Below are 23254 nucleotides of genomic sequence, written 5' to 3'. Positions count from 1 at the left end.
AAATCCGCTTGATCCCTTCGGGATGGCGGATTGGGGCTTCGCTCAGGCGCCGCGCGGGCTGGTGATCCGCTTGATCCCTTCGGGATGGCGGATTGGGGCTTCGCTCAGGCGCCGCGCAGGCGTGTGATCCGGGATCCGCTTCGATCAAGCGGATCCCGGATCAGCCCCCGCGCCGAGGCCGGTCCCGCCCGCGCAGCACGCCGCCGCAGAACCCGATCACTCCCGCCGCGGAATGGCGCTTCGTCGCAGGTTCCACGCCACCCATGCACCCGCGGAATGCCTCGGTTGTGGTGTCTGGTATACCAAGTTGCGCCGCAGCATGGCACTTATCGCGGCGCACCATAACCGAGGCCATTGCGATGATCGTCTCCGCCACCGCCTTCCTCGCCGCCCTGATCGGCCTGCAGGGGATCCTCGTCGTGAAGCTCGCCGACCGGCTGACGCCCGGCCCCGGCCGCACCGGCACGGCCGAGCGCCCCGCCGTCCCCGCGAACGGCCGCTACGTCGGCATCGCCTGAGCGGGGCCGGACGAAAGTCCAAGTCACCCCCTTGGTCCAGGTCGCAACCCAAGTCGCACCGTGACCATCCCAAGATGTAGGCGCCGCTGCCCGACATCTGATACTATCGGTTGTGGCAACGTGCCCCGCCCTCTTGCATCGCCGGCGACACGAGGGCATCGTCTCGCTGGCATGCCACGCATGCCTGCTTTATGAGGATTCGCGTCGTCCCGGAACCGGGGCGGGGCGGAGGGGCCGGGGACACGGGGCGCCGGCCGCGGGAAGCGTCAGGTGCAGCCGATGGCAAGCGACAAGAATTTCGCGGTTAAACCGATCGTCACGAATTCGAGCCTGCGCACCCTGGCGTACGAGGCGCTGAAATCGGCGATCACCAACATGGACATCTATAACAGCGGCGAGGAGATCCGGCTCGACGAGCGCAAGCTGTCGCAGGATCTCGGGGTGAGCCGCACGCCGGTGCGCGAGGCCCTCACGGTGCTGGAGCAGGAGGGCTTCGTCCGCTCGGAGCCCCGCCGCGGCGTCTTCATCGTCAGGAAGACGAAGAAGGAGATCATCGGGATGATCCACGCCTGGGCGGGCCTGGAGAGCATGGCGGCGCGGCTCGCCTGCTCCCGCGCCTCGGACGCGGATCTGCGGTCGCTGCGGACCGGCTTCCCGGAATTCTTCCAGGACGCGCCGGCCGAGCACCTCGCCGAGTATTCCGACGCCAATATCCGCTTCCACCAGACCATCATCTCGCTCGGCCGCTGCGAGGTGATCGAGAGCCTCGCCAGCAACCTCCTCATCCACGTGCGGGCGGTGCGCAACATCGCCCTGACGCAGGGCGACCGCGCCAAGACCTCGATCCAGGACCACCTGCGCATCATCGAGGCGCTGGAGGCGCGCGACGCCGCCCTGGCCGAGCGCCTCGTGCGCGACCACGCCCTCGGCCTCGCCGAGCACGTCGACCGCTACGGCGACTTCCTCGACTGAGCGGCCGGCGGGTCGGGCGCCGAGGCCCCCCGCCGAAGGAGAAGGCCGGGTCAGGCCCCGGCCTTCTCCGCCAGCCCGAGCACCGCGTCGATCAGCACCCGGGTCGCCGCATCCGCGTCCGCGACGGTGATCGCTTCGGCGGGGTTGTGGCTGATGCCGGCGCGGCAGCGCACGAACAGCATCGCGGCGGGCGCGATGGCCGCCAGCGCGGCGGCGTCGTGGGTGGCGCCGGAGGGCAGGCGCGGCGGCGCGAAGCCGTGACGCCGGGCCGCCGCCTCGAGGGCCGCCTGCAGGCCGGCATCGAGGGCGACCGCCGGATTGTCCATGAAGGTCTCGGCGGCGAAGCCGAGGCCGCGGCGCTCGGCGATCTCCCGGCAGGCCGCCTCGACCTCGGCGACGAGCCGGGCGCGCACCGCGTCGTCGGGGGCGCGCAGGTCGAGGGTGAAGTCCACCCGGCCCGCGATCACGTTGACGGCGCCCGGCGCGACGTCGAGGGCGCCCACCGTCGCCACCGCGCCCGGCATCGCGGCGCCCAGCCGCTCGACGGCGAGGACCATTTCGGCGGCGCCCGCGAGCGCGTCCCGGCGCATCCCCATCGGCACCGTGCCGGCGTGGTTCGCCTCGCCCGTCACGGCGCAGCGCGCCCGGGTGATGCCGGCGATGGCCGAGACGATCCCGACCGGCTGCCCCGCGGCCTCGAGGGCGGGCCCCTGCTCGATGTGGACCTCCAGGAAGCCCGCCACCGTGGCCGGGTCGCGCGCGAGGGCGGGGATGCCCTCCGGGTCGCCCCCGAAGGCGACGAGCGCGTCGCGCAGGCGGGTGCCGTCCTTGTCGCGGCCGTCGAGCCAGTCGGGCCGGTAGCGGCCCGCGAGCGCCTTCGAGGTCGAGAGGCTGGTGGGGAAGCGCACGTTCTCCTCGTCCCCGAAGGCGACGAGTTCGAGGGCGAAGGGCAGCGGCGCGCCGCGGGCCAGGATCTCCTCGGCGGCGACGAGGCCGCAGATCACCCCGAGATTGCCGTCGTAGCGCCCGGCATCGACCACGCTGTCGATGTGCGAGCCGAGGATCAGGGCCGGCAGGCCGGGCGCCGCGCCCTCCCGGCGGGCGACCACGCTGCCCGCGGCGTCGATGCGGGCGGCGAAGCCCGCCCGACCCATCCAGCCGGCCACCGTCTCGGCGGCGGCGCGGTGGGCGGGCGAGAGGTAGAGCCGCGTCAGCCGCCCGGGCTCGTCGGTGTGGCGGGCGAGGTCGTCGATCAGCGCCATCACGCGGGCGCCCAGGCGGAGATCCTGGTTGCGGAGATCCTGGTTGCGGAGATCTTCGGTCATGCGCTCGTACGGTTCATCGGGTCCAAAGGGCAGCGGCTGCAAATCCGGCGCCAGGGCGCCCCGCCGGGCTCCCGGGAGTAGCGCGATCGCGCCGCGGGGAAAACCACCCCCGCGCCGGGAGACCCGGCTGGGGGGCGAGACATCCCGCCCGCGCCGTGCCATCCCTTGGGAGAGGCGGCCCGGTTCGCGCCCGGCGAGAGGCGGGCGGGCCGCCAGCGGAGGAGGACGCAGCCATGCCCGTGACCCTTCACGCCGCCCCGGCCGGCGCGCTGCCGGCCGAGGTGATCGCCCGCTGGCGCGCCGTGCCGGTCGCCGTTGCGGTCGATCTCGCGGCGGACGGCCAGATCGACCCGGCGATCCGCCCGCTCTGCCCGGCCGGGCGCCAGCCGCGCCTGTTCGGCCGCGCGGTCACGGCCCTGTGCGAGCCGCCGGATTTCGGCGCGGTGCTGCACGCCGTGGACCTCATCGGGCCCGGCGACGTGCTGGTGATCGCCGCGGGCGGCGACGCGCGGACGGCGATGATCGGCGAGATCGTCGGCGGGCAGGTGCGGCGGCGGGGCGGGGTGGGGCTCGTCTGCGACGGCGCGGTGCGCGACGTGGCCCTCCTGGCGGGCTGGGGCGACCTCCCGGTCTTCACCCGCTTCGTCACGCCGCGCGGGCCGACCGGGGCGGAGCGGGGCGCGGTTAACGCCCCGGCCGTGGTCGGGGGAGCGCGGGTGGCGCCGGGCGACCTCGTGATCGGCGACGATGACGGGCTCGTCGTGCTCTCGCCCGACCTCGCCGTATCCCGCATCGGCGACGCGGAGGCCAAGCTCGCCCGCGAGGCCGGCTGGGAGGCGAGCCTCTCCTCCGGCCTCTCGCTGCGCGAGACGTTCGGCCTCGCCGCGCCGCGCCCGGGCGGCTGAGCGGTCTCGGCGCCCCGCTCTCGGCTCATGGCCGGAGCGGTGAGCGCCTCGGCGAAGGGGCTCAGGGCGCCGCCTCGTAGCGGCCGGCAAGGCGGCGGCACGCCTCGGGCGGGTTGCCGGCCAGGAGGTCGAGGGCGACGCCGCCGGCCGGACCGCCCGGCAGGACCATCCGGAAGCTGCAGACCGCCGTCGCCCCCGACAGGCACAGGTTGGCCTGGGGCGAGGTGCAGGCCTGCGCCGACATCTCGCCGAGCGCCGAGGTCGTCACGGCCCGGCCGGCGCCGAAGCGCAGGGTCTCGCCGGTGCCCGCCTGCAGGTAGCGGCGCGCGCCCTGCTCCTGAGCGAGGCAGGGTGCGAGGCAAATCCCCGCCGCGGTGACCAGCAGCCCCACCCGCCCGCGTCCGATCCCCATCCGCCCCTCCCGCGCGCTCCTCGGCGTGATCTATCGCGGCGGGGGCCGGCGCCGAGGGGCGGCTCAGGGCATCAGGACCGGCCTGAGATAGCTCGGGTCGAACTCGGCGATCCCCTCCAGCCGGTCCCGGTCGAGGATGTGGAGGGTGCGCCCGCGCAGGTCGGCGGCCTCCTGGCGGCGCAGCTCGTGCAGCGTGCGGTTCATGTGCACCGTCGACATGCCGAGGGTGAGCGAGAGGTCGATCTGCGTCATCGGCAGATCGTAGGCCGCGTCGCCGGCGAGCCCCACCACCTGCAGCCGCGCCCGGAGCTCGCAGAAGAGGTGCGCGGTGCGCTCCAGGGCCGAGCGGCAGCCGAGATTGGCGAGCCAGGTCCGCAGGATCGCCGCCTCCACGAGCTTGGCGGCGCGCAGCGCCGAGGCGATGCCGGGATGCGCCGCCCGGATCTCGGCCAGGAGGGCGCGCGGCAGGAAGGCGACCGTGCAGGCCGACAGGGTGGCGAGCGAGGCGTCGGCCCGGCGCACCGTGACCGCGTCCGCATCCGCGATGTCGCCGGGGAGCAGGTAACCGACGATGTGGCGCGTCCCGATCGTGCGCAGCTTGTAGCAGCAGGCGGCGCCGGCCAGGATCGCGTAGGCCCCACCCGGATCCTCCCCCTCGCGGACGAGGTCGGTGCGCGGGCCGACCGGTCGCGAGGCCATGCTCAGGCGGTTGACGACGCCGATCTCGGCCTCCGACAGCGGCCTGTGCGCGGAGAGCCGGCGGGCGAGGACGCTGTGTCCGTTCCGCTCGCCCCCGACAGCGGCGCCCGCCTCGTCACCGCTCACGCGCGGCACGCGGGAGCCTCCGCGCGCGCCGAGCCCGGGCGCAGCCCTCCGCTCGGCGATCTCCGGACAGGCGGCGCGCAGCATCCCCGCGCACCCGACGCTACGCACCCCATACCGAACCGATTCATCCCAGCCAGCAAGTCGTCCTCGTCAACACTACGCGCGACACCCAGGCAGTACTGGTCCCGACCGCATCCTGCGACGGCCGGTTGATCCGCCATCGCGTAGCTGGCGAAAACTGCTTAGCGTCGTCAATGCCGGAAACGATACACCTCTGATTTGGTATGATACCCGACAAAGACGGAATTGTCGGATACCACACAGAAGAGTAGCGAAAATTGCCTTCGTCGATGGGCGTGGCGATAAGGCGGTGATTACCCCTCGACAGGTGAGATCGAGGGGCAGACGGAACGCGACCCGCGCTTCCGCCCGCGTTGGAACGAGTCGTGGCTTCGCTGCAGCAAACTGCCCTTCGCAACACGCTCATCAGGCAGCTCTCCCCCGCCGATTTCGCCGCCCTGCAGCCCCACCTCCACCCGATCGAGACCCGGATGCGGGAGGTGCTGATCGCGCCGAACGAGCCGGTGCGGCGCCTCTACTTTCCCGAGAGCGGCTTCGTATCGGTGGTGACCGCCGGACGGAGCCGGACCGAGGTCGGCCTGATCGGGTCCGAGGGCCTGGTCGGGGCATCCCCGGTGCTGCTCGGGGCCGAGAGCACCCCCCACGAGCACTACGTCCAGGGTCCCGGCGAGGCGCTGGCGATCGAGGCCGGCCGCCTCGTCGAGGCGGCCGAGGGCAGCCGCGCGATGCGGCTGCTGTTCCTGCGCTTCGTGCAGGTGCTGCTGGTCCAGACGGCGCAGACCGCCTTCGTCAACGCCACCTACCAGATCGAGGCGCGCCTCGCCCGCTGGCTGCTGATGTGCCACGATCGCACGGACGGCGACGAGTTTCCGATCACGCACGAGCTGCTCGCGCTGATGCTGGGCGTGCAGCGCACCAGCGTGACGCTGGCGCTGCAATCCCTGGAGGGCCACCACCTGATCCGGGCCCGGCGCGGGCGGATCACCGTGCTGGGACGCGGGGCCCTTGAGGATCTGGCCGGGGGCGCCTACGGGATTCCGGAGGCCGAGTCTGCACGCCTGTTCGCGGGGAGCGGACGCCCCGGGGCGTGACGGAGGCGGCGCTCGGGCCGGGGCGTGGGCATCCCGGCCGGGCCGGGGAGGGCTTGAGATGCCGGAGATCCCGCAAGAGGAGCTGCGCAACCGCCTGCTCCGACGGCTCGCACCCGACGATTTCGCCCGCGTGGCGCCGCACCTCCGGCCGGTGCGGACCGGTCTGCGGCAGGTTCTGATGCAGGCCGGCACGCCGATCGAGGCGCTGTACTTCCCGGAGACCGGCTTCAGCTCGATGACGGCGGTCGGCCCGCGCGGCCGGGGCGAGATCGGCGTGATCGGCCGCGAGGGCCTCGTGGGGGCCGCGCCCGTGCTCCTCGGCAGCGATCGCGGCCCCTACGAGCACATCGTCCAGGGCGAGGGCACGATGCTGCGCATCCCGACCGAGCGGCTGCTCGACGCGGTCGGGTCCAGCCCGTCCCTGCGCCTGCTGCTGCTGCGCAGCGTGCAGGTGCAGATGACGCAGACCGCCCAGACCGCCTTCGTCAACGCCTCCCACCAGATCGAGGCGCGCCTCGCCCGCTGGCTGCTGATGTGCCGCGACCGCAGCGAGGGCGACGAACTCGTCCTCACGCACGAGTTCCTGGCGATGATGCTGGGCGTGCAGCGCACCAGCGTGACCCTCGCCCTGCAGGGCCTGGAGGGACGGGGGCTCATCCGCGCCCGGCGCGGGCGCATCACGATCCTCGACCGGCCGCGCCTGATCGCGGCGGCGGAGGACGGCTACGGCGTGGCGGAGGCCGAGCACGACCGCCTGATCGAGGCGGCGTGACGGCGTCGGGGCGGATCGGGCTCGGGCGCGGCCTCGGGCTCGCCGAGCCCGGGCCGCAGCGTGTCGAGGGTGAGCGGGTCAGGGCGCGGGCTCTCCTGAGGGCCGCCGGACGTGACGCGGCCCCGCGCGAGGACGGCCTTCTCCGGATCGAGCCCGGTCCCCGCCAGGCGCTCGCGCCGCGGCGCCTCGCAGGCGACGGAGAGGGCCGCGCCCGCACGCGCCGCCCCGCAGGAGCCGCCCGAGCCCGAGGCGGTCGGGCCTCCCGCGGCGCCGAGGATCAGCCGCACCTGCCGATCGCGGCCGGGCGGCCACCCGTCCCGGCCACCCGGCGCAGCCCGCGGGAGAAAAGCCCCGCGGCCCCTTCAGGGCGGCGCGGGGCCGTGCCATGTCACGCCCGACGCGCACCGGAAGGGTGCCGCACGCGAGGAGATGCCGAGTGATCACCTTCTTCTACAATCTCTCGCCCAACCCGATGAAGGTCGCCCTCTGCCTGGAGGAGATGGGCCTGCCCTACGCGGCGCGGCCGGTCGACACCCGCCGGGGCGAGCAGCACGATCCCGCCTTCACGGCCCTGAACCCCAACGGCAAGGTGCCGGTCATCCTCGACGAGGAGGCCGGGGTGCGGGTGTTCGATTCGAACGCGATCCTGCTCTACCTCGCCGAGAAGACCGGGCGCTTCCTGCCCGAGCAGAATCTGGCCGCCCGCGCCGACCTCCTCTCCTGGCTGATGTTCGTGGCGACCGGGATCGGCCCCTATTCGGGCCAGGCGGTGCATTTCCGGCACTTCGCCCCGGCGCCGGACGATTACGCGCGGGCGCGCTACGTCTACGAGGCGCGCCGCCATTACGGGATCCTCGACGCCCAGCTGAAGGACCGGCCCTTCGTGCTCGGCGAGACCTACACCATCGTCGACATGGCGGTCTGGGGCTGGGCCCGGATGGTGCCCTTCGTGCTCGGGGCCGGACTCGCGGACGACTCGGCCTGGGCCGGGTTCCCCCACCTGAAGCGGCTCGTCGACGGGATCTCCGCCCGCCCGGCCGCGCAGGCCGCGCTCGCCCTCAAGGACAGGCACGCCTTCAAGGCCGAGATGGACGAGGAGGCGCGCCGCCACATGTTCCGCTTCCTGGCGCAGCCGGCGGGCTGAGCGCGGCGGGCGCCCCCGGTCCCGCGCCGGGGGCGCCTGCGATCATCCCGCGGATGCGCCGCGCCAGCTCCTCCAGCACGAAGGGCTTGGTGAGCACCTCCATGCCGGGTTGCAGGTCGCCCGCGCCGACCACCGTCGTCTCCGCGTAGCCGGTGATGAACAGGACCTTCAGGTCCGGCCGCAGCACCCGGCCGGCATCGGCGAGCTGGCGGCCGTTCATGCCGCCCGGCAGGCCCACATCGGTGACGAGGAGGTCGATCCGGCCCTCCGCCCGGAGCTGCGCGAGCCCGGCCGCCCCGTCCCTCGCCTCGAGCGCCCGGTAGCCGAGATCCTGCAGCACTTCGGCGACGAGCAGGCGCACGCTCGCCTCGTCGTCGACGACGAGCACCGTCTCCCCGTCCCGGGCCCGCGGCGGCGCCGCGCGGTCCGGAACCTCCTCGGGCGCCCGCGCCGGCCCGTGATGGCGGGGAAACAGGAGGGCGACCGCGGTGCCCCGCCCCTGCGCCGAGTCGATGCGCACCTGGCCGCCCGACTGGCGCACGAAGCCGTAGATCATCGACAGGCCGAGGCCGGTGCCCTGGCCGAGGGGCTTCGTGGTGAAGAACGGGTCGAAGGCCCGCGCCAGCACCTCCGGGCTCATGCCGGCGCCCGTATCCGTCACCGTGAGCGTCGCGTAGGCGCCGGGCGGCAGGTCGCCCGCGCCCGGGCCGAGCTCGCGCTTGGCGGTCGCGATGACGATGCGCCCGCCCTCCGGCATCGCGTCCCGGGCATTGATGCACAGGTTGAGCAGCGCGTTCTCGAGCTGGCCCGGGTCGACCAGGATGGTCCAGGGGGCGGGGTCGGGCTCCACCGACAGGCTGACCGCCGGGCCGATGGTGCGCCGGATCAGCTCCTCCATGCCGGCGATCAGGAGGTTGACGTCGATGGGCCTGGGGTCGAGGGTCTGGCGGCGCGAGAAGGCGAGGAGGCGGTGGGTCAGCGCCGCCGCCCGCTTGGCCGCCCCCTGCGCCGCGTCGATGTAGCGGCCGGTCTCCGACACCCGCCCCTGCGCCAGGCGCGACTGCAGCAATTCGAGCGAGCCGGAGATGCCGGTGAGCAGGTTGTTGAAGTCGTGGGCGAGGCCGCCGGTGAGCTGGCCCACCGCCTCCATCTTCTGCGCCTGGCGCAGCGCCTCCTCGGCCCGGCGCTGGTCGGTGACGTCGCGGCCCTCGGCCACCAGGAAGATCGGTCGGCCCGCCTCGTCGAGGACGGGCTTCATCGAGAAGTCGAAGCTGCGCAGGCCGATCGGCAGGCGATGGCGGGATTCGTAGCGCACGAAGGCGCCGCGCGCGACGCGGGCGATGCCCTCCCGCAGCCGCGCGGCCTCCTCGGGCAGGTCCCGCCACCAGGGCGAGTCCCACATCTTCACGCCGACGACCTCGGCCAGCGCGACACCCGCCGCCTCCAGGGCCGCGCGGTTCACCACCAGGATGGTGCCGTCGAGGGCGGCGAGACCGGTGAGCTGGAAGGTGGTGTCGAAGATGGCGCGGAAGCGGCGCTCGCTCTCGGCCAGGGCGGCGGTGCGCTCCTGGACGCGCCGCTCCAGGCTCTCGGCGAGGTCCCGCACGGCGGCCTCGGCGCGCCGCCGCTCGGTGATGTCGATCACCGTGACGCCCACATAGGCCACCGCCCCGTCCGGGCCGAAGACCGGGAAGAAGCTGGTGAGCCAGGAGCGGAGCTCCCCGGGCCGGGCCGGCGTCTCCCCGTCGACCTCCAGCGTGTCGAGGGAGCGGCCGGTGGCGACGACCTCGTCGAGGGCGGGCCCGACCGTGACCGCGTTCACCGGCAGCACCTCCTCGATGCTGCGCCCGAGATGGGCCGCGACGGGGAGGCCGTTGATCTCGGCCAGGACCGCGTTGAGGCGCACGTAGCGGTGCTGCGGATCGAAGAAGGCGAAGCCGATCGGGGCGTGGGCGAGGAGCGCGTCCAGGGTCGAGACGGTCTCGCCGAGCGCCGCCTCGCTGCGGCGCAGGGCCGCCTCGGCCAGCATCCGCTCCACCGAGGCGGAGGCGATCTGGGCGAGCTGGACCAGCATCGCCTCGTCGGTGGCGTCGAACTCGCCGCCGTCCACCCGGTCGGAGAGCTGGATCAGGCCGAGGTTGCGCCCGTCGCGGCCGATGAGCGGCGCGGCGAGCCAGCCGCGCATCGGCGGAGGGGCGCAGGCCTGGGCGCCGACGCCGCGCCGGCGCGGATGGGCTTCGAGCTCCGCCTGGGACATCCGCGCCGGGCGGTTCTGCTCGCAGACCATCGCGTCGATGCCGGTCCCGTCAGGGGCCGGCAGGTCGCGGCCCCGGGCGGCGCAGCGCCGGTCCGGGGAGAGCGCGCTCACCGCCCGGCTCCGCTCCTCCCCGCCCGTGAGGCTCGTCACCGCCTGGCGGGCGCCGATGATCCGGCGCGCCGCCCGGGTGATCGCGTCGAGGGTGGCGGCGAGGGTCGGCGCCCGCGCCACCCCGAGGGCCGCCTCGGCGAGCTGCTGCAGCTGACGGGAGCGCCGCCTCAGGGCGACCTGGGCCCGGTGGCGCTCGGTGACGTCGGTGCCCTCGCAGAGCACGCCGACCACCCGGCCCTCCTCGTCCGTCACCGGCGCGTAGACGAGATCGAGGCGCAGATCGCGCGCGGGCCCCTCCGGCCCGGGCCGCAGGCGCACGCGCGCGGCCCGGGCGGCGCGGCGCTCGCCCGTGGCGCGGACCTGGTCGAGGCGCTCCAAGACGCCCGGCCCGGCGAGGTCCGGGACGGCCGCGCGCAGGCTGCGGCCGAGGACCTCCCGCGCGCCGAACAGCGCGCGGAAGGCGGCGTTGGCGAACTCGATCACGTGGTCGGGGCCGCGCAGGATGCAGATGAAGCGCGGCGCCTGCTCCAGGATCCGGCGCTGCCGCTTCGCCTCGGCGACGAGCCGGCGCTCGGCCAGGACGCGGGCCGTGGTCTCGACCACCACCGCCAGCACCCCGGCGGGACGGCAGCCCTCGTCGGGCACCGGGGAATAGTCGAGGTTCATCCAGACCCGCTCGGGCCGGCCGCTGCGGTGGAGGACGAGTTCCTGGTCCTTGTAGGCGAGCGTCCCGCCCGCGAGCACCACCCGCATGACGTGGTCGTTGAAGGCCGCGACCTCCGGCCACCCCTCCCGCACCCGGCTGCCGAGCAGGGCCGGGTGGCGGCCGGCGGCGAGCACCGCGTAGGCGTCGTTGTAGATCATGACGCCGTCCTCGCCCCAGAGCAGCACCATCGGCACGGGGGAGAGCAGCAAGATGCCGACGGCGGTGCGCAGGCTGCCGGGCCAGGACCCGATCGGCCCGAGGGGAGTGGCCGCCCAGTCGTGGGCGCGGACGAGCGCGCCGAGCGCGCCGCCTCCGGCGATCCCGATGACCTCCTTCGGCCGCGTCTCGACGGTCACGGCGGCTGTCCTCCTCTCTCGGGGGGCGCGCGCGGCGTCACCGCGAAGATGTCGCCGGCGGGAGCCGTGTCAATCCGCGTGGACGCCCGCAGCCCGGCGGCGCCGGCCTGCGGCACGGGATGCCGCGGCGCGGTCCGGGGCGCCCGACCGCTTGACGCCGCCCCGGCTCGCCATAGCTGGACTTCCAGTAATACTCCTATCTAGTATTTGGAGGCCCAGTGCTCTTGTCCCCCGATGCCCCGGCGGTCCCGGCGGCGACCGACAGCGTGCTCCTGCCCGAGCCGGTGCGCGACCATCTCGGTCACGCGCTGCGGGAGCTCTACGGGGCTCACCAGACGGCGGAGCTGTCGTCCTCGCTGCAGGCGCTTCTCGACCAACTCACCAAGGCGCTCGACGCGCAGTCCGACGCCGATCTGCGCGCCTTCCATGCCGGCCTGATGAAGGCGCTGCCCTCGCTGCGCGCCTTCGCGATCAGCATGGCGGGGCGGACCGCCGAGGCCGACGACCTCGTGCAGGAGACCGTCCTGCGCGGCTGGCAGAACCGCGAGCGCTTCACGCCGGGCACCAACCTCGACGCGTGGCTGTTCACCATCATGCGCAACCACTTCTACTCGCTGCGGCGCAAGCGCTCGCGCGAGGTGGAGGACGACGAGGGACAGTACGCCGCGATGCTGGCGGTGGCGCCGCGCCAGGACCACGGGGTGAGCCTCGTGGAGGTGCAGGAGGCGCTGTCGCGGCTGCCGCCCGACATGCGCGAGACGCTGGTGCTGGTGGGCGTGCAGGAACTGACCTACGAGCAGGTCGCCGCCATGATGGGGGTCGCGGTCGGCACCATCAAGAGCCGCGTGAACCGCGCCCGCTCGCGGCTCGCCGCCCTGCTCGGCTATACGGGCCGGGAGTTGCAGGCGGACGCGATGATCCAATCCGCCATGACGAACCGGGGGATGCCGCGCGGCTGAGCGCGGCGCGCCCGGGACCCCGTCCTGATCGCCCGTCCTGATCGCGCTCGACCCCGTGGCCTGCCTCGTCTGCGCGCTGCCGCGCGCAGATCGGCGGACCCTGTCCCTTCATGAAGGGCGAGCGGACCGGTCTCGCTTTCGTGGCCGCAGGCGCACGCGCCGTCGCAAAACCCCTCGCGCGGCGCGCCTGGGCGCCGCTCCCGCAACGTTCCATGCCACGCGAGCATGACAGTCCCCCGCCAAGCTCGGTTGCGTTGTGCGGTGCAGCGTGGGACAAAACGACGTCGCCGCCGCGATGGCGTCGCGGCGGCGATTGCCCTCTTGGGGCGTTTCCTCCCTAGACTTCGGGCCGCTCGCGAGGGCGGCCTTTTTTTCTGCCTTGGGTCCGAGGGTCTTAGCCGGAGGCGTCGGCCCCCACAAGCACAATTGTGCGGCACGCTCCCGTTGGTGGCACTTTTGTGCTCAATCGGGCCGGGTCAGGCGGCCTTTCGGCCGGTTCGCGCCGGATCCGGCCCCGGCGCGACCGCCTCGGCCTCCTGATGAAGGGCCGCCGCGAGGAGGCGCGCGCGCTCCGCCCAGCGGTCCCGGTCGCGCCGCAGGGCCTTGACCTCGTCCCGGACCAGCGCGAGCGCGACGCGCAGGTCGTCGAGGTCGCCGCGCAGGGACGTGGTGCGGGCGCGCTCCTCGGCCAGGGCCTCGCGCAGGACGGCGAGGGCTCCCTCTGCCGCCGGCAGCTCCCCGGCCGCCGGCAGCTCCCCGGCCGCCGGCAGGTCCCGGGCCTCCGGAAGCTGCCGCCCGGCATCGGGCGCGGGCGCCGCGCCGGCGGGCGCGGCCCCGGCCGGCTGCAGGGCCGCGAGTTCCGCCCGCAGCCGGTCGGGATCGAAGGCGGGCGGGGGGCCGTCCGCCGCCGGGGCGCCGGGCAGCAGGCTCGGGGCGTCGGAGACGTCCTCCTCCTCCAGCACGAGGCCGTGCAGCATGGCGAGGACGGCATCGCCGTCGAGGCGCTCCGGATCGAACCCGCTCTCGGCCGCGATGCCGCTCCACAGCGACCGGCCGCGACCGGACTGGCCCACGAAGGCCATGGCCCAGTTGGCAAAGCCGCGCGCCTCCACCGGGCCGCATTGCAGGACCGTGACGTCGCTGTGGCGCAGGTCGCGCTGGATGCGCTCGAAGGTGGCCTCGACGCTCCTGCGGGGGCCCTCCAGCACCTGCGCGAAGGCGCCGGCGTTGAACATCAGCGCGCCCGTGACCCCGGCGGCCTCGTTGTTGCGGCGGGAGGCCGCCAGGATCTGCACGATGGCCGCCTCCGCCTCGTCGGGCTTCAGCAGGTTCCGGCTCGCGTAGACGAGGCGGTAAAGGTCTTGCATCGGGGCCTCCGTGGGGGATCAGGAGCGGGCGAGCAGGGCCAGGAGGTCGTCGGCGGGGATCGGGCGGCTCACGAGGTAGCCCTGCACGTCGGTGCAGCCCTCCGCCCGGATGCGGCGCATCTGCTCGGGCGTCTCGACGCCCTCCGCCACGGTGGTCATGCCGAGGCTGCGCCCGAGCCCGGCGATCGCCCGGATGATCGCGTCGCCGTCGGGCTTCTGGGCCATGTCGCGGACGAAGGAGCGGTCGATCTTGATCTTGTCGAACGGGAAGGCGCGCAGGTAGCTCAGCGAGGAGTAGCCGGTGCCGAAATCGTCCATCGAGACGCGCACGCCGAGGTCGCGCAGGCGGTGCAGGGTGCGCAGGGTCTGGGCGTCGTCCTGCAGGAGAAGCCCCTCGGTGATCTCGATCTCCAGGCGCGGGGCGGGCAGCCCCGAGCGCGCCAGGGCCGAGACTACGGTGTCGACGAGGCGGTCGCCCTTGAACTGCGCGGGCGAGACGTTGACCGCGACCGTGATCGGCCGGGGCCAGCGCACGGCGTCGTGGCAGGCTTGGCGGATCACCCAGTCGCCGATCGGCACGATCAGGCCGATCTCCTCGGCCAGCGGGATGAACTCGGCGGGCGAGACCATGCCGCGGACGGGGTGGCGCCAGCGCAGCAGCGCCTCGCAGCCGGTGAGGCGCTCCTCCAGCAGGTTGAGCTGGGGCTGGTAGTGGATCTCGAATTCGCGCCGGGCGAGCGCTTGGCGCATGTCGAGCTCGAGCTGGCGGCGCGCCTGCATCTGCGCGTCCATGGTCGGCTCGAAGAACCGGAAGGTGGCGCGCCCGTCGCGCTTGGCGCGGTAGAGGGCGAGGTCGGCGCTCTTGAGGAGGCGGTCGGGATCGGTCCCGTCCTGCGGGGCGAGCGCGATGCCGAGGCTCGCCCCGATGCTGACGAGGTGGCCCTCGATCATGTAGGCCCGGCCGATCAGGTCGACGAGGCGCTGGGCGAGCGCGGTGGTGTCGGCGGCGTCCCGCACGGCCGATTGCAGGACCACGAACTCGTCCCCGCCGATGCGGGCCACCGTGTCCTCGGCCCGCACCGTCGCGCGCAGCCGGTCGGCGACCTTCTCGAGCAGCGCGTCGCCGACCGGGTGGCCGAGCGTGTCGTTGACCGGCTTGAAACGGTCGAGGTCGACGAGCAGGAGCGCGCAGCCCTCGCCGCGCCGCGCGAGCCGGTCGAGGGCCGCGCCGAGGCGCTCGCGCAGGAGCAGGCGGTTGGGGAGCCGGGTCAGGGGATCGAGCCGCGCCGTCTCGGCCGCGCTCGCCTCGGCGGCGCGCCGCGCGCTGATATCCTCCAGGGTGGCGACCATTCCGGTGCCGGGGACGCGGCTCAGGGAGACCTGCACGGTGCGGTCGCGGTGGCAGAGGTCGAGGGAGACGGCGCCCTCCTCGCGCAGGCGCCGCGCCGCCCGCAGGATGTCGGCCCTGGCGAGGGCGCCCGCCCCGCGCAGGGCCGCGATCAGGCGCCGCGGAGAGAGCGGCTCGGTGAGGTCCGGCGCGAGCGCGGCGAGCAGCGCCCGGGCCGGCTCGGTGCAGAGCGCGACGCGCCCCGCCTCGTCCAGGATCAGCAGCCCGTGGCGCAGGCCGTCGAGGCAGCGCAGGAGCAGCGCCCGCGGCAGCGGGGAAGCGGGCTCCGGATCGGTCGGGCCCCGGAGGGTGTTCTCGACGCGATGCGCACCCAACGCCATGACGGACCGCCCCCGGATCGCAGCCTGCCCCGCGGCCAGCGTGCAGTACTCGGCAGGAGTAAGACTGGATTCCTAAGGAAAGATTGATCAAACGGCCCGGTCCCGGGCCTCTCCGGCGGGGACACGCGCCGGCAACACGCGTGAATGACCGGTCTCTCCGGATTCCGCTGCGGAAGATCTTCTGCCTGGAGCAGCCGTCGCGGCGCCGCGCCGCAACGGCGCGCGATCAGCGTCCGCGCATGACCTTGAGTTAACCGGACTTGACCTGCGTACTTCGCGGCGCACATCTTGGCGCCGCCGCGGCGGGCGGTGCAGCTGGATCCGGCCCCGCAGAGTGCCGGGAGGCCCGGGACGACCACCTTCGGCGGGCCAAATCGATGACCCGGGCCACGCCGCCTCTCGTGGTCCGATGCCGTTCGCGCAGCCGTCCGTCGCCCTGGCGGCCGGCTCGCGGCGGGACCGGGGAGCGGCCCCGTCACGCCGCCCGCGCCCGCGCCCTCAGCAGCATGCCGAAGAGGTCGCGGGGCTCGTCCGGGTCGGCGACGAGGTCGAGCTCGGTGAAGAACGGGTGGATCGCCAGCGCCTCCCGCACGTAGCGCAGGGCGGAGAAATCCTCGATCGCGAAACCGACCGAATCGAACAGCGTCACGGCGCGCGCGTCGCGCCGGCCCGGCGCCCGGCCGGCGAGGACCTGCCAGAGTTCCGTCACCGGGTGGTCCGGGGGCAATTGCTGGATCTCGCCCTCGATCCGGGTCTGGGGCGCGTACTCGACCGTGATCTCGGCCCGCCGCAGCACGTCCGGATGCAGTTCGGTCTTGCCCGGGCAGTCGCCGCCGACGCCGTTGATGTGGATGCCCGGACCGACGAGGTTGTCGGTCAGGATCGTGGCGTTCTGCTTGTCGGCCGTCGCCGTGGTGACGATCTCGGCCCCCTCGACCGCCGCCGCCACGCTGGTGCAGGGCTGGAGGTCGAAGCCGAGCCCGGCGAGGTTGCGCAGGCACTTGGCCGTCGCGGCCGGGTCGATGTCGTAGAGGCGCAGGCGGTCGATCCCGAGCAGCGCCTTGAAGGCCATGGCCTGGAACTCGGCCTGGGCGCCGTTGCCGATCAGCGCCATGGTGCGGGCCCCCGGCGGCGCCAGGACCCTGGCCGCCACCGCCGAGGTCGCGGCGGTGCGCAGCGCCGTCAGGATCGTCATCTCGGTGAGCAGCACCGGGTAGCCGTGGCTCACATCCGCCAGCACGCCGAAGGCCGCCACGGTCTGGCGGCCGCTGCGCAGGTTCTTCGGATGGCCGTTGACGTACTTGAACCCGTAGGAGGTGCCGTCGCTCGTCGGCATCAGCTCGATGACGCCGTCGACGCTGTGCGCGGCGACCCGCGGCGTCTTGTCGAAGGAGTCCCAGCGCCGGAAATCGGCCTCAATGCAGGCGGCGAGGTCGGTCAGGACGCGCTCGACGCCGATCGCCAGGACGAGGCGCATCATGTTCTCGACGCTGACGAAGGGCACGGTGTTGAGGGCCCGCATCTCAGTAGCTCCGGGTCGGACGGTCGAGGACGCGCCGGCCGAGCAGGCTCGCGGCGAGGTCGACCATCAGGAGCGCGGTGCGCCCGCGCTCGTCGAGGAAGGGGTTGAGCTCCACGAGGTCGAGGGCGCGCACGAGGCCGCTGTCGTGCAGCATCTCCATCACGAGATGCGCCTCGCGGAAGGTGGTGCCCCCCGGCACGGTGGTGCCGACCCCCGGCGCGATGCCGGGATCGAGGAAGTCGACGTCGAGGCTGACATGCAGCAGCCCCTCCGCCGCCGCGACCTGGTCGAGGAAGGACGCGAGGGGGCGCGCGATGCCCTCCTCGTCGATGGTACGCATGTCGTGCACCGTCACGCCCGCCTCGCGCAGCGCCGTGCGCTCGTCGGGATCGACGCTGCGCAGGCCGATCATGCAGACCCGGCGCGGATCGAGGGGCGCCTCGAGGGGCGGGAAGTAGCCGGCGAAGCCCGGCCGCCCGGTGACGTAGGCCATCGGCACCCCGTGCAGGTTGCCGCTGCGCGTCGTGTCGAGGGTGTGGAAGTCCGGGTGCGAATCGAGCCAGAGCACGAAGAGAGGCCGCCCCTCGGTCCTGGCGCGCCGGCTCATGCCCGCGATGGTGCCGGCCGAGAGGCTGTGGTCGCCGCCGAGGAAGAGCGGCAGGCTCTCGGCGGCGAGTTGCTCGGCGGCCTCGGCGAGGGTCGCGGTCCAGCCCGCCACCTCGGGCAATTGGCGGATGGCGGGGTTCGGGTGGACCTGCGCCGGCCAGGGCGGCGCCGCGAGGTTGCCCGCATCGACCACGGCGAAGCCGAGGTCGCTCACCGCCTCGGCGATCCCGGCGGCCCGGTAGGCGCTCGGGCCCATGTCGCAGCCCCGGCGGCCGGCCCCCGCCTGAACCGGAACCCCCACCAGCACGCATCGCGATCCGCGCATCCCCGACCTCCTCGCACACCGAATCTAGGCGGCGGCCGCGGCGGTTTGAACGACCCGGATTGGCAGATCGGCGGCCGCTTCCTACCATTTCGGCAAGCGTGGCCGCCCGAACCGGAGGCGCCGTGGACGACCTCGACCGCCGCCTGATCACCATCCTGCGCCATGACGGGCGGCGCAGCATCTCCGATCTCGCGGGTGATCTCGGCGTGTCGCGGGCGACCGTGCGGGCGCGCATCGCCCGGCTGGAGCGCGAGGGGGAGATCGTCGGCTACACGGTGGTGCTGCGGGCGGACGCGACGGCGCCCTCCGTGCGCGCGCTGACCCTGATCGAGGTCGAGGGCCGCAAGGCGGACGAGGTCATCGGGGCGCTCACCGGATTCCCAGAGGTCGGCGCCGTGCACACCACCAACGGGCGCTGGGACATCGTGGCGGAGATCCTGGCCGGGAGCCTGACCGACCTCGACGCGATCCTGCGCCGGGTGCGCCTGATCCCGGGCGTCACCGCCTCCGAGACCCACCTGCTGCTCGCCACCCCGCGCAGCACGCGGGCGCGGCTGTGATGCCGACGGCCCAGGATGCCGACGCATCGGTCCGTCGACCGTCACGATTCGTCGACGCACGCCGACGGCTCGGCGGCGGATCGAGAACGCAATCAGCGGCTACGGGACGTGACCGTCGGCGTGAGGCCGCACGCGGGCCCCCCCGCGACGGGCCGGGAGGCCTGCTACTTGAACCACATCACCGAGGCGAAGATCAGCGCGACCAGCACGATGAAGGCGATGAAGAAGGGCAGCGCCTTGTTCTGGCGGTGATGGGCGTAGGACGGCTTCTCGGCCCCGCCCTCGAAGCGCCCGGCCCCCTCGCTGCGGCGCGCCTGCGCCACCCGCTCGGCGGAGGGCGGGTGGCCCGCGGCCTCGTCGTCGGTGCCGAGCGGCGACAGGCCCGGATCGAACACCTCGGTCTTGTCGCCCGTGCGCCCGCTGTCGATGTCGGCCTTGAGCTGGGCCGTGGTGGCGCCGGAGGCGGGCGGCGGGTCGATCGGCTTGATCGTGTGGGTGGGGGGAAGGTCCGTCCGTGTCTCGGCCATGCTCCGCCTCGCGCCGGCTCGTGCCGCACCGCCGGCCGTCGCGGCCGGATGCCTCGGACCAACCGGCGGGCCGGAGGTCCGTTCCGGGGCAGATCGTCCCCGGTCGGGCCCGGCACCCCGCCCGGCATGTCCGGTCGAGCCCGATGGTCCCCGGGGCGCGAGCCCCCGCCGGTCCGGTCCGGACGCGAGCAGCCACCCGCGAGCAGTCCCCCGCAAGCAGCCCCCCGCAAGCAGCCACCCGAAGGACAGCATGGCAGATCGCGCACGCCCGGCCGAACCCGAGGCTGCCGCATCCGGAGCACCCGTTCCGGCGGAGGGCGCCGAGCACCACGTCGTGATCGTCGGCGGCGGCTTCGGCGGCCTCGCGGTGGCGCAGGAACTCGGCGGCGCCGCGGGCATCCGGGTGACGCTCGTCGACCGGCGCAACCACCACCTGTTCCAGCCCCTCCTCTAGCAGGTGGCGACCGCCGTCCTGTCGCCCGGCGAGGTGGCCGAGCCGATCCGGCGCATCCTCAGCCGCCACCGCAACGTCCGGGTGCTGCTCGGCGAGGTGAGCGGCGTCGACCGGGCCGCCAGGGAGGTGCGGCTGCAGGACGGGGGCGCGATCCCCTACGACACCCTGGTGCTGGCGACCGGCGCGACCCACAGCTATTTCGGCCACGCCGAGTGGGAGCGCCTCGCCCCCGGCCTCAAGACCCTCGACGACGCGCGGGCGATCCGCGCCCGGGTCCTGCTCGCCTTCGAGCAGGCCGAGCGCGCGCCCGACCCGGCAACGCGGGAGCGCCTGACCACCTTCGTGGTGATCGGCGGCGGCCCGACCGGGGGCGAGATGGCCGGCGCCATCGCGGGCCTGTTGCACCAAGCCCTCGCCCGCGACTTCCGCGCCGTCGATCCGACGAAGGCCCGCATCCTGCTGATCGAGGCTGCCCCGCGCATCCTCGGCACCTTCCCGGAGGACCTCTCGGCCTACGCGACCCGGGCGCTGGAGCGCCTCGGCGTCACCGTGCTGACCGGCTCCCCGGTCGAGGCCATGGACGAGACCGGGGTGACGGCGGCGGGCCGGCACATCCCGGCGGCGGTGATCGTCCGGGGGGCGGGCGTGCGCGCCTCCCCGGCGGGGGCGTCGCTCGGCGTCGAGACCGACCGCGCCGGCCACGTCCCGGTCGGCCCCGACCTCGCCGTCGCGGGCGCGCCCGACGTCTACGCGCTCGGCGACGTCGCCCTCGCCCGGGCGCAGGACGGCTCGCCCCTGCCGGGCCTCGCCCAGGTCGCCCACCAGCAGGGCCGCTACCTCGGCAAGGCCCTGCGCGCCCGCCTCCTCTCCGGGCAGCGTCCCGCCCCGTTCCGCTTCCGCTCGCGCGGCGACCTCGCGGTGATCGGGCGCAACAGCGCCGTCGTGCAGTGGGACAGCGTCAAGCTCAGGGGCTTCCCGGCCTGGCTGGTCTGGGGCATCGCCCACGTCGACCTGCTGGTCGGCTTCCAGAACCGCCTCGTCGTGACGCTGCACTGGCTGTGGGCCTGCGTCACCTACCAGCGCGGCGCCCGCCTGATCTCGGAGCGCGACGAGGCCCGCGCCGCCCGCCACCAGCGGGCCTGAACCGGCCGGAACAACGCCCGCCGGCGGCGGGTTGGCCCCACGAAGGCTGACCCTTCATCGGACCCTCCTGCGAGTCGCCTCCACGCCCCCCGGCCCGGCCGGCGGGGCGTTCTTTTGGCCCGCGCATGCGAGCAGAGAGGCCGGGTTCACTTATGTGAATTCAGGCGCGAAATCGACGCATTTCAGATCTGAATCCTTCTTATGTGAAATCAATCCTCGGCTTGACCGCGAGATGTCGGCACGGAAATCAACCTTTTACCGGCGACGCAGCGTGAACCCGGCCGCGCAGGCCGCGTTGAGCCGCAGGGCGTCATACTCAGGCTGAGTCTCTCGATGAGGTCGGGAGCGCGCCCGGTCCGCCCGATCAGGAGTGCCTGATGTACTGCCACGACAAGCGCCTGCAATATCCGGTCCGGGTCGAGAAGCCCGATCCGATCTTCGCCCGCCAGCTGCAGCAGGCGATCGGCGGGGTCGAAGGTGAGATCCGCGTCTGCCTGCAGTACTTCTTCCAGGCCTGGGGCGCGCGTGGCCCGGACAACACGTATCGCGACGCGCTCCTGCACACGGCGACGGAGGAGATCAGCCACATCGAGATGCTGGCGACCGCGGTGGCGCTGAACCTGGAGAATGCGCCCGCGACCCTTCAGGAGACGACCGCGCAGGCGAACCCGATCGTCGGCGCCGTGATGGGCGGCGAGCGCCCGCGGCACGTGGCCGAGGGCATGCTCCACCGCCACATCCTGTCGAGCGGCATGGCGGCCCTGCCCGAGAACGGCGACGGCCTGCCCTTCGACTGCTCGCACGTCTACGCCAGCGGCAACCTCGTCGGCGACATGTTCGCCAACGTGGCCGCCGAGGCGACCGGCCGCACCCTGGCGGGGCGCCTGTTCAACGCCGCCCACGATCCCGGCATGCAGGACATGCTGCGCTTCCTCAGCGCCCGCGACACCATGCACCAGCAGCAATGGCTCGCGGTGATCGAGGATCTCGGCGGCCTGCGCGAGTCGCTGCCGGTGCCCAACAGCTTCGATCAGTCGAAGGAGGCGCAGGAATTCAGCTACATGTTCGTGGGCACCGACCGGAACGGCACGCCGGTGCCGCCCGGCCGCTACTGCGAGGGACCCTCGATGGACGGCCGCGGCCAGTTCACCTTCAAGGCCTTCGAGCCGCTCGGGGAGGAGCCGGTGCTCGGCCCGGCCCGACCGGATTCGGGCGCCCAGAAGGAGCAGATGACCGAGCCGCCGGTCACCCACGGCAAGATCTGACGGATCCGCCGGCATGGCCGGGCCCGTGGCCGCACCCGAATCCGGGGCGCTCCCCTCGCGGGGCGCCCCGCTCCGCGCCCCCGCCGGCCTCGACTGGCGGGCCGCCTGCCTGCTCGGGCTCGTCAGCAGCACCTTCTCGACGCTGGTGAGCCAGCTCGCCGCGGCCCGGATCGGCCGCGACGCCGCCGTCGACTGGATGGTGGTGGCGGCGATCCCGTTCCGGGATCCGGCCCTGCAGGCGGATCCCGGCTGGCCCGCCATCCTGGGCGGCATCCTGTTCCACCAATGGGCGGATCTGTCCTGGGCGGTGGTGTTCTTCGGCCTCCTGGGGCGCTGGACGGCGGGCCTGCGCCCGGGCGTCCTGCTGGCCCTCGCCCTGCCCTGGGCGCTCCTCACTTCGGCGAGCGAGTGGCTCCTCCTGGTGCCGGCGATCCCCTTCCGGCAGCCGATCTTCACCCTGGAGCAGCCCTACTGGATCGGCTTCCTCGTCCACGTCACCTCGGCGCTCTGCTACCCGCTCTTCCCATGGCTGCGCGACCGGCTGGCGCGGCGTCCCTCGCCGAACGCCCGCGCCGCCGGGCTCTGGGCCTGGCTCGCGGGCGGGTTCGCGCTCGCCCTCTCGGTCCTCGCCGCCCTCGGCGCCCAGGGCCGCGAATGGCCCTGGGCGGGACGCGACCGCGCGGGCGACCAAGCCTTCATGCGGCGCATGGCGAGCCATCACGCGCAGGGGATCGTCCTGGCGCGGCTCGCCGCCGAGCGGGCGCGGGACCCGCACCTGCGCGCCCTCGCCCGGCTGATCGCGGCCGCGCAGGCGGGCGAGGTCGCGATCCTCGACCAGTGGTGGCGCAGCTGGTTCGATTCCCCGCTCGCCGTCTGCGGGCCGCGGGAGCGGGCCGCCATGCCGGGCATGCTCGGCGAGGCCGAGATCGACGGCCTGGCCCGGGCGGCGCCCGACGCCTTCGACGCCGCCTTCGTGCGCCTGATGACGGCCCATCACCGGGGCGCCATCGCGATGGCGGACGCGGCCCTGCGCGGCGCGGGCGACCTGCGCGTGCGGCTGATGGCGCAGGCGATCCGGCACAACCAGCGCGGCGAGATTGAGCTGATGCGGGGCCGCGAGGGGCTCGCCGCCACGGCGGCGGCGATCGGGAACCTCGTGGCGCGCCTCGGCGCGGCGCCGGCCGACGGCGATCAGGACCCCGCCCCCGGCGCGCCGCAGCGGGCCGAACTCCCCCGCGCGGTCCTCCCGCAGGATCCGTGAGCCCGGCCTCCCCGCCGCGCCCTCGCCCGCCCCGCGATGCCTAAGCCCTCCGGGGTGGGGCC

General features: G+C 74.0%; 20 protein-coding genes and 1 pseudogene. 11 read left to right on the top strand and 10 right to left on the bottom strand.

The window, feature by feature from the left end; genetic code table 11:
• The first annotated feature begins 359 nt into the window (after positions 1-359).
• Both QA634_RS09295 and QA634_RS09290 read left to right on the top strand, forming a co-directional pair.
• Positions 360-518, top strand: a complete 159-nt coding sequence (locus QA634_RS09295; protein WP_168169146.1) for a hypothetical protein — start codon at positions 360-362, stop codon at positions 516-518.
• Positions 519-797: 279 nt separating this feature from the next.
• Positions 798-1490 carry a GntR family transcriptional regulator gene (locus QA634_RS09290; protein WP_012331733.1) on the top strand — a complete coding sequence of 231 codons (693 nt, stop codon included), beginning with the start codon at positions 798-800 and terminating at the stop codon, positions 1488-1490.
• A 50-nt stretch (positions 1491-1540) separates the two neighbouring features.
• Here QA634_RS09290 and QA634_RS09285 read toward each other — a convergent pair whose 3' ends face one another.
• Positions 1541-2815, bottom strand: a complete 1275-nt coding sequence (locus QA634_RS09285) for an allantoate amidohydrolase (RefSeq protein WP_012331732.1) — start codon at positions 2813-2815, stop codon at positions 1541-1543.
• Positions 2816-3048: 233 nt separating this feature from the next.
• Here QA634_RS09285 and QA634_RS09280 point away from each other — a divergent pair, with 233 nt between their 5' ends.
• The gene (locus QA634_RS09280) at positions 3049-3720 is read left to right on the top strand and encodes an RraA family protein (RefSeq protein WP_012331731.1); all 672 of its coding nucleotides are present in this window, start codon (positions 3049-3051) and stop codon (positions 3718-3720) included.
• Between the two features lie 61 nt (positions 3721-3781).
• Here QA634_RS09280 and QA634_RS09275 read toward each other — a convergent pair whose 3' ends face one another.
• Complete coding sequence (locus QA634_RS09275; RefSeq protein ID WP_012331730.1) at positions 3782-4132, bottom strand: hypothetical protein; 351 nt, start codon at positions 4130-4132, stop codon at positions 3782-3784.
• Between the two features lie 63 nt (positions 4133-4195).
• Positions 4196-4966: a Crp/Fnr family transcriptional regulator gene (locus QA634_RS09270; RefSeq protein ID WP_018261935.1), complete on the bottom strand. Its 771-nt coding sequence runs from the start codon at positions 4964-4966 to the stop codon at positions 4196-4198.
• 437 nt (positions 4967-5403) lie between these two features.
• Here QA634_RS09270 and QA634_RS09265 point away from each other — a divergent pair, with 437 nt between their 5' ends.
• Both QA634_RS09265 and QA634_RS09260 read left to right on the top strand, forming a co-directional pair.
• Entirely contained in the window at positions 5404-6129 is a 726-nt protein-coding gene (locus QA634_RS09265; protein ID WP_012331728.1) for a Crp/Fnr family transcriptional regulator, read from the top strand.
• Positions 6130-6187: 58 nt separating this feature from the next.
• On the top strand, positions 6188-6901 hold the full coding sequence (locus QA634_RS09260) for a Crp/Fnr family transcriptional regulator (protein ID WP_012331727.1): 714 nt from the start codon (positions 6188-6190) through the stop codon (positions 6899-6901).
• On the opposite strand, the gene QA634_RS09255 is transcribed toward QA634_RS09260, so the two are convergent.
• Positions 6853-7188, bottom strand: a complete 336-nt coding sequence (locus QA634_RS09255; protein WP_043701015.1) for a hypothetical protein — start codon at positions 7186-7188, stop codon at positions 6853-6855. The two genes, QA634_RS09260 and QA634_RS09255, sit on opposite strands and share 49 nt — an antisense overlap.
• A 149-nt stretch (positions 7189-7337) precedes the next feature.
• On the opposite strand from QA634_RS09255, the gene QA634_RS09250 reads away from it, so the two are divergent.
• Positions 7338-8045, top strand: a complete 708-nt coding sequence (locus QA634_RS09250; RefSeq protein ID WP_012331725.1) for a glutathione S-transferase family protein — start codon at positions 7338-7340, stop codon at positions 8043-8045.
• Here the strand turns inward: QA634_RS09250 and QA634_RS09245 are convergent.
• A complete protein-coding gene (locus QA634_RS09245) occupies positions 7978-11475 on the bottom strand; it encodes a PAS domain-containing protein (protein WP_012331724.1) in 3498 nt (1165 codons plus the stop codon). The genes QA634_RS09250 and QA634_RS09245 overlap by 68 nt on opposite strands.
• A 218-nt stretch (positions 11476-11693) precedes the next feature.
• Between QA634_RS09245 and QA634_RS09240 the strand changes: the two genes are divergently transcribed.
• Entirely contained in the window at positions 11694-12434 is a 741-nt protein-coding gene (locus QA634_RS09240; protein ID WP_012331723.1) for a sigma-70 family RNA polymerase sigma factor, read from the top strand.
• A 476-nt stretch (positions 12435-12910) separates the two neighbouring features.
• Here QA634_RS09240 and QA634_RS09235 read toward each other — a convergent pair whose 3' ends face one another.
• The 4 genes from QA634_RS09235 to rocF all read right to left on the bottom strand — a co-directional run bounded on the left by QA634_RS09235 (position 12911) and on the right by rocF (position 17982).
• Positions 12911-13801, bottom strand: coding sequence for a BLUF domain-containing protein (locus QA634_RS09235; protein WP_012331722.1), 891 nt, complete (start codon positions 13799-13801; stop codon positions 12911-12913).
• An 18-nt stretch (positions 13802-13819) separates the two neighbouring features.
• Positions 13820-15529: a putative bifunctional diguanylate cyclase/phosphodiesterase gene (locus QA634_RS09230; protein ID WP_012331721.1), complete on the bottom strand. Its 1710-nt coding sequence runs from the start codon at positions 15527-15529 to the stop codon at positions 13820-13822.
• Between the two features lie 475 nt (positions 15530-16004).
• A complete protein-coding gene (locus tag QA634_RS09225) occupies positions 16005-17051 on the bottom strand; it encodes an ornithine cyclodeaminase (protein WP_012331720.1) in 1047 nt (348 codons plus the stop codon).
• 1 nt (position 17052) lies between these two features.
• Positions 17053-17982 (bottom strand): arginase, encoded by a 930-nt coding sequence (rocF, locus tag QA634_RS09220; protein ID WP_012331719.1) that lies wholly within the window; start codon positions 17980-17982, stop codon positions 17053-17055.
• A gap of 122 nt (positions 17983-18104) precedes the next feature.
• On the opposite strand from rocF, the gene QA634_RS09215 reads away from it, so the two are divergent.
• Positions 18105-18542: an Lrp/AsnC family transcriptional regulator gene (locus QA634_RS09215; RefSeq protein ID WP_012331718.1), complete on the top strand. Its 438-nt coding sequence runs from the start codon at positions 18105-18107 to the stop codon at positions 18540-18542.
• 164 nt (positions 18543-18706) lie between these two features.
• Here QA634_RS09215 and QA634_RS09210 read toward each other — a convergent pair whose 3' ends face one another.
• Entirely contained in the window at positions 18707-19069 is a 363-nt protein-coding gene (locus QA634_RS09210) for a hypothetical protein (RefSeq protein WP_012331717.1), read from the bottom strand.
• Between the two features lie 250 nt (positions 19070-19319).
• Here QA634_RS09210 and QA634_RS09205 point away from each other — a divergent pair.
• From QA634_RS09205 to QA634_RS09195, 3 genes and pseudogenes are all read left to right on the top strand, one after another.
• Positions 19320-20666, top strand: a pseudogene (locus QA634_RS09205) (NAD(P)/FAD-dependent oxidoreductase).
• A gap of 377 nt (positions 20667-21043) precedes the next feature.
• Positions 21044-21931, top strand: coding sequence for a manganese catalase family protein (locus QA634_RS09200; protein ID WP_012331716.1), 888 nt, complete (start codon positions 21044-21046; stop codon positions 21929-21931).
• 13 nt (positions 21932-21944) lie between these two features.
• Entirely contained in the window at positions 21945-23192 is a 1248-nt protein-coding gene (locus QA634_RS09195) for a DUF305 domain-containing protein (protein ID WP_012331715.1), read from the top strand.
• The last annotated feature ends 62 nt before the right edge of the window (positions 23193-23254 follow it).

Origin of the sequence: Methylobacterium sp. CB376, assembly GCF_029714205.1 — a bacterium.
Classification (GTDB): domain Bacteria; phylum Pseudomonadota; class Alphaproteobacteria; order Rhizobiales; family Beijerinckiaceae; genus Methylobacterium.
Note: the sequence above shows the minus strand (reverse complement) of the source record. Positions and strands in the feature narration are given on the sequence as shown.

Bases quoted from the DNA above. Each gene is read 5' to 3' on its own strand.
- QA634_RS09295 (WP_168169146.1), top strand. From the start codon at position 360: ATGATCGTCTCCGCCACCGCCTTCCTCGCCGCCCTGATCGGCCTGCAG.
- QA634_RS09290 (WP_012331733.1), top strand. From the start codon at position 798: ATGGCAAGCGACAAGAATTTCGCGGTTAAACCGATCGTCACGAATTCG.
- QA634_RS09285 (WP_012331732.1), bottom strand. From the start codon at position 2,815: ATGACCGAAGATCTCCGCAACCAGGATCTCCGCAACCAGGATCTCCGC.
- QA634_RS09280 (WP_012331731.1), top strand. From the start codon at position 3,049: ATGCCCGTGACCCTTCACGCCGCCCCGGCCGGCGCGCTGCCGGCCGAG.
- QA634_RS09275 (WP_012331730.1), bottom strand. From the start codon at position 4,132: ATGGGGATCGGACGCGGGCGGGTGGGGCTGCTGGTCACCGCGGCGGGG.
- QA634_RS09260 (WP_012331727.1), top strand. From the start codon at position 6,188: ATGCCGGAGATCCCGCAAGAGGAGCTGCGCAACCGCCTGCTCCGACGG.
- QA634_RS09235 (WP_012331722.1), bottom strand. From the start codon at position 13,801: ATGCAAGACCTTTACCGCCTCGTCTACGCGAGCCGGAACCTGCTGAAG.
- QA634_RS09230 (WP_012331721.1), bottom strand. From the start codon at position 15,529: ATGGCGTTGGGTGCGCATCGCGTCGAGAACACCCTCCGGGGCCCGACC.
- QA634_RS09225 (WP_012331720.1), bottom strand. From the start codon at position 17,051: ATGCGGGCCCTCAACACCGTGCCCTTCGTCAGCGTCGAGAACATGATG.
- rocF (WP_012331719.1), bottom strand. From the start codon at position 17,982: ATGCGCGGATCGCGATGCGTGCTGGTGGGGGTTCCGGTTCAGGCGGGG.
- QA634_RS09210 (WP_012331717.1), bottom strand. From the start codon at position 19,069: ATGGCCGAGACACGGACGGACCTTCCCCCCACCCACACGATCAAGCCG.
- QA634_RS09200 (WP_012331716.1), top strand. From the start codon at position 21,044: ATGTACTGCCACGACAAGCGCCTGCAATATCCGGTCCGGGTCGAGAAG.
- QA634_RS09195 (WP_012331715.1), top strand. From the start codon at position 21,945: ATGGCCGGGCCCGTGGCCGCACCCGAATCCGGGGCGCTCCCCTCGCGG.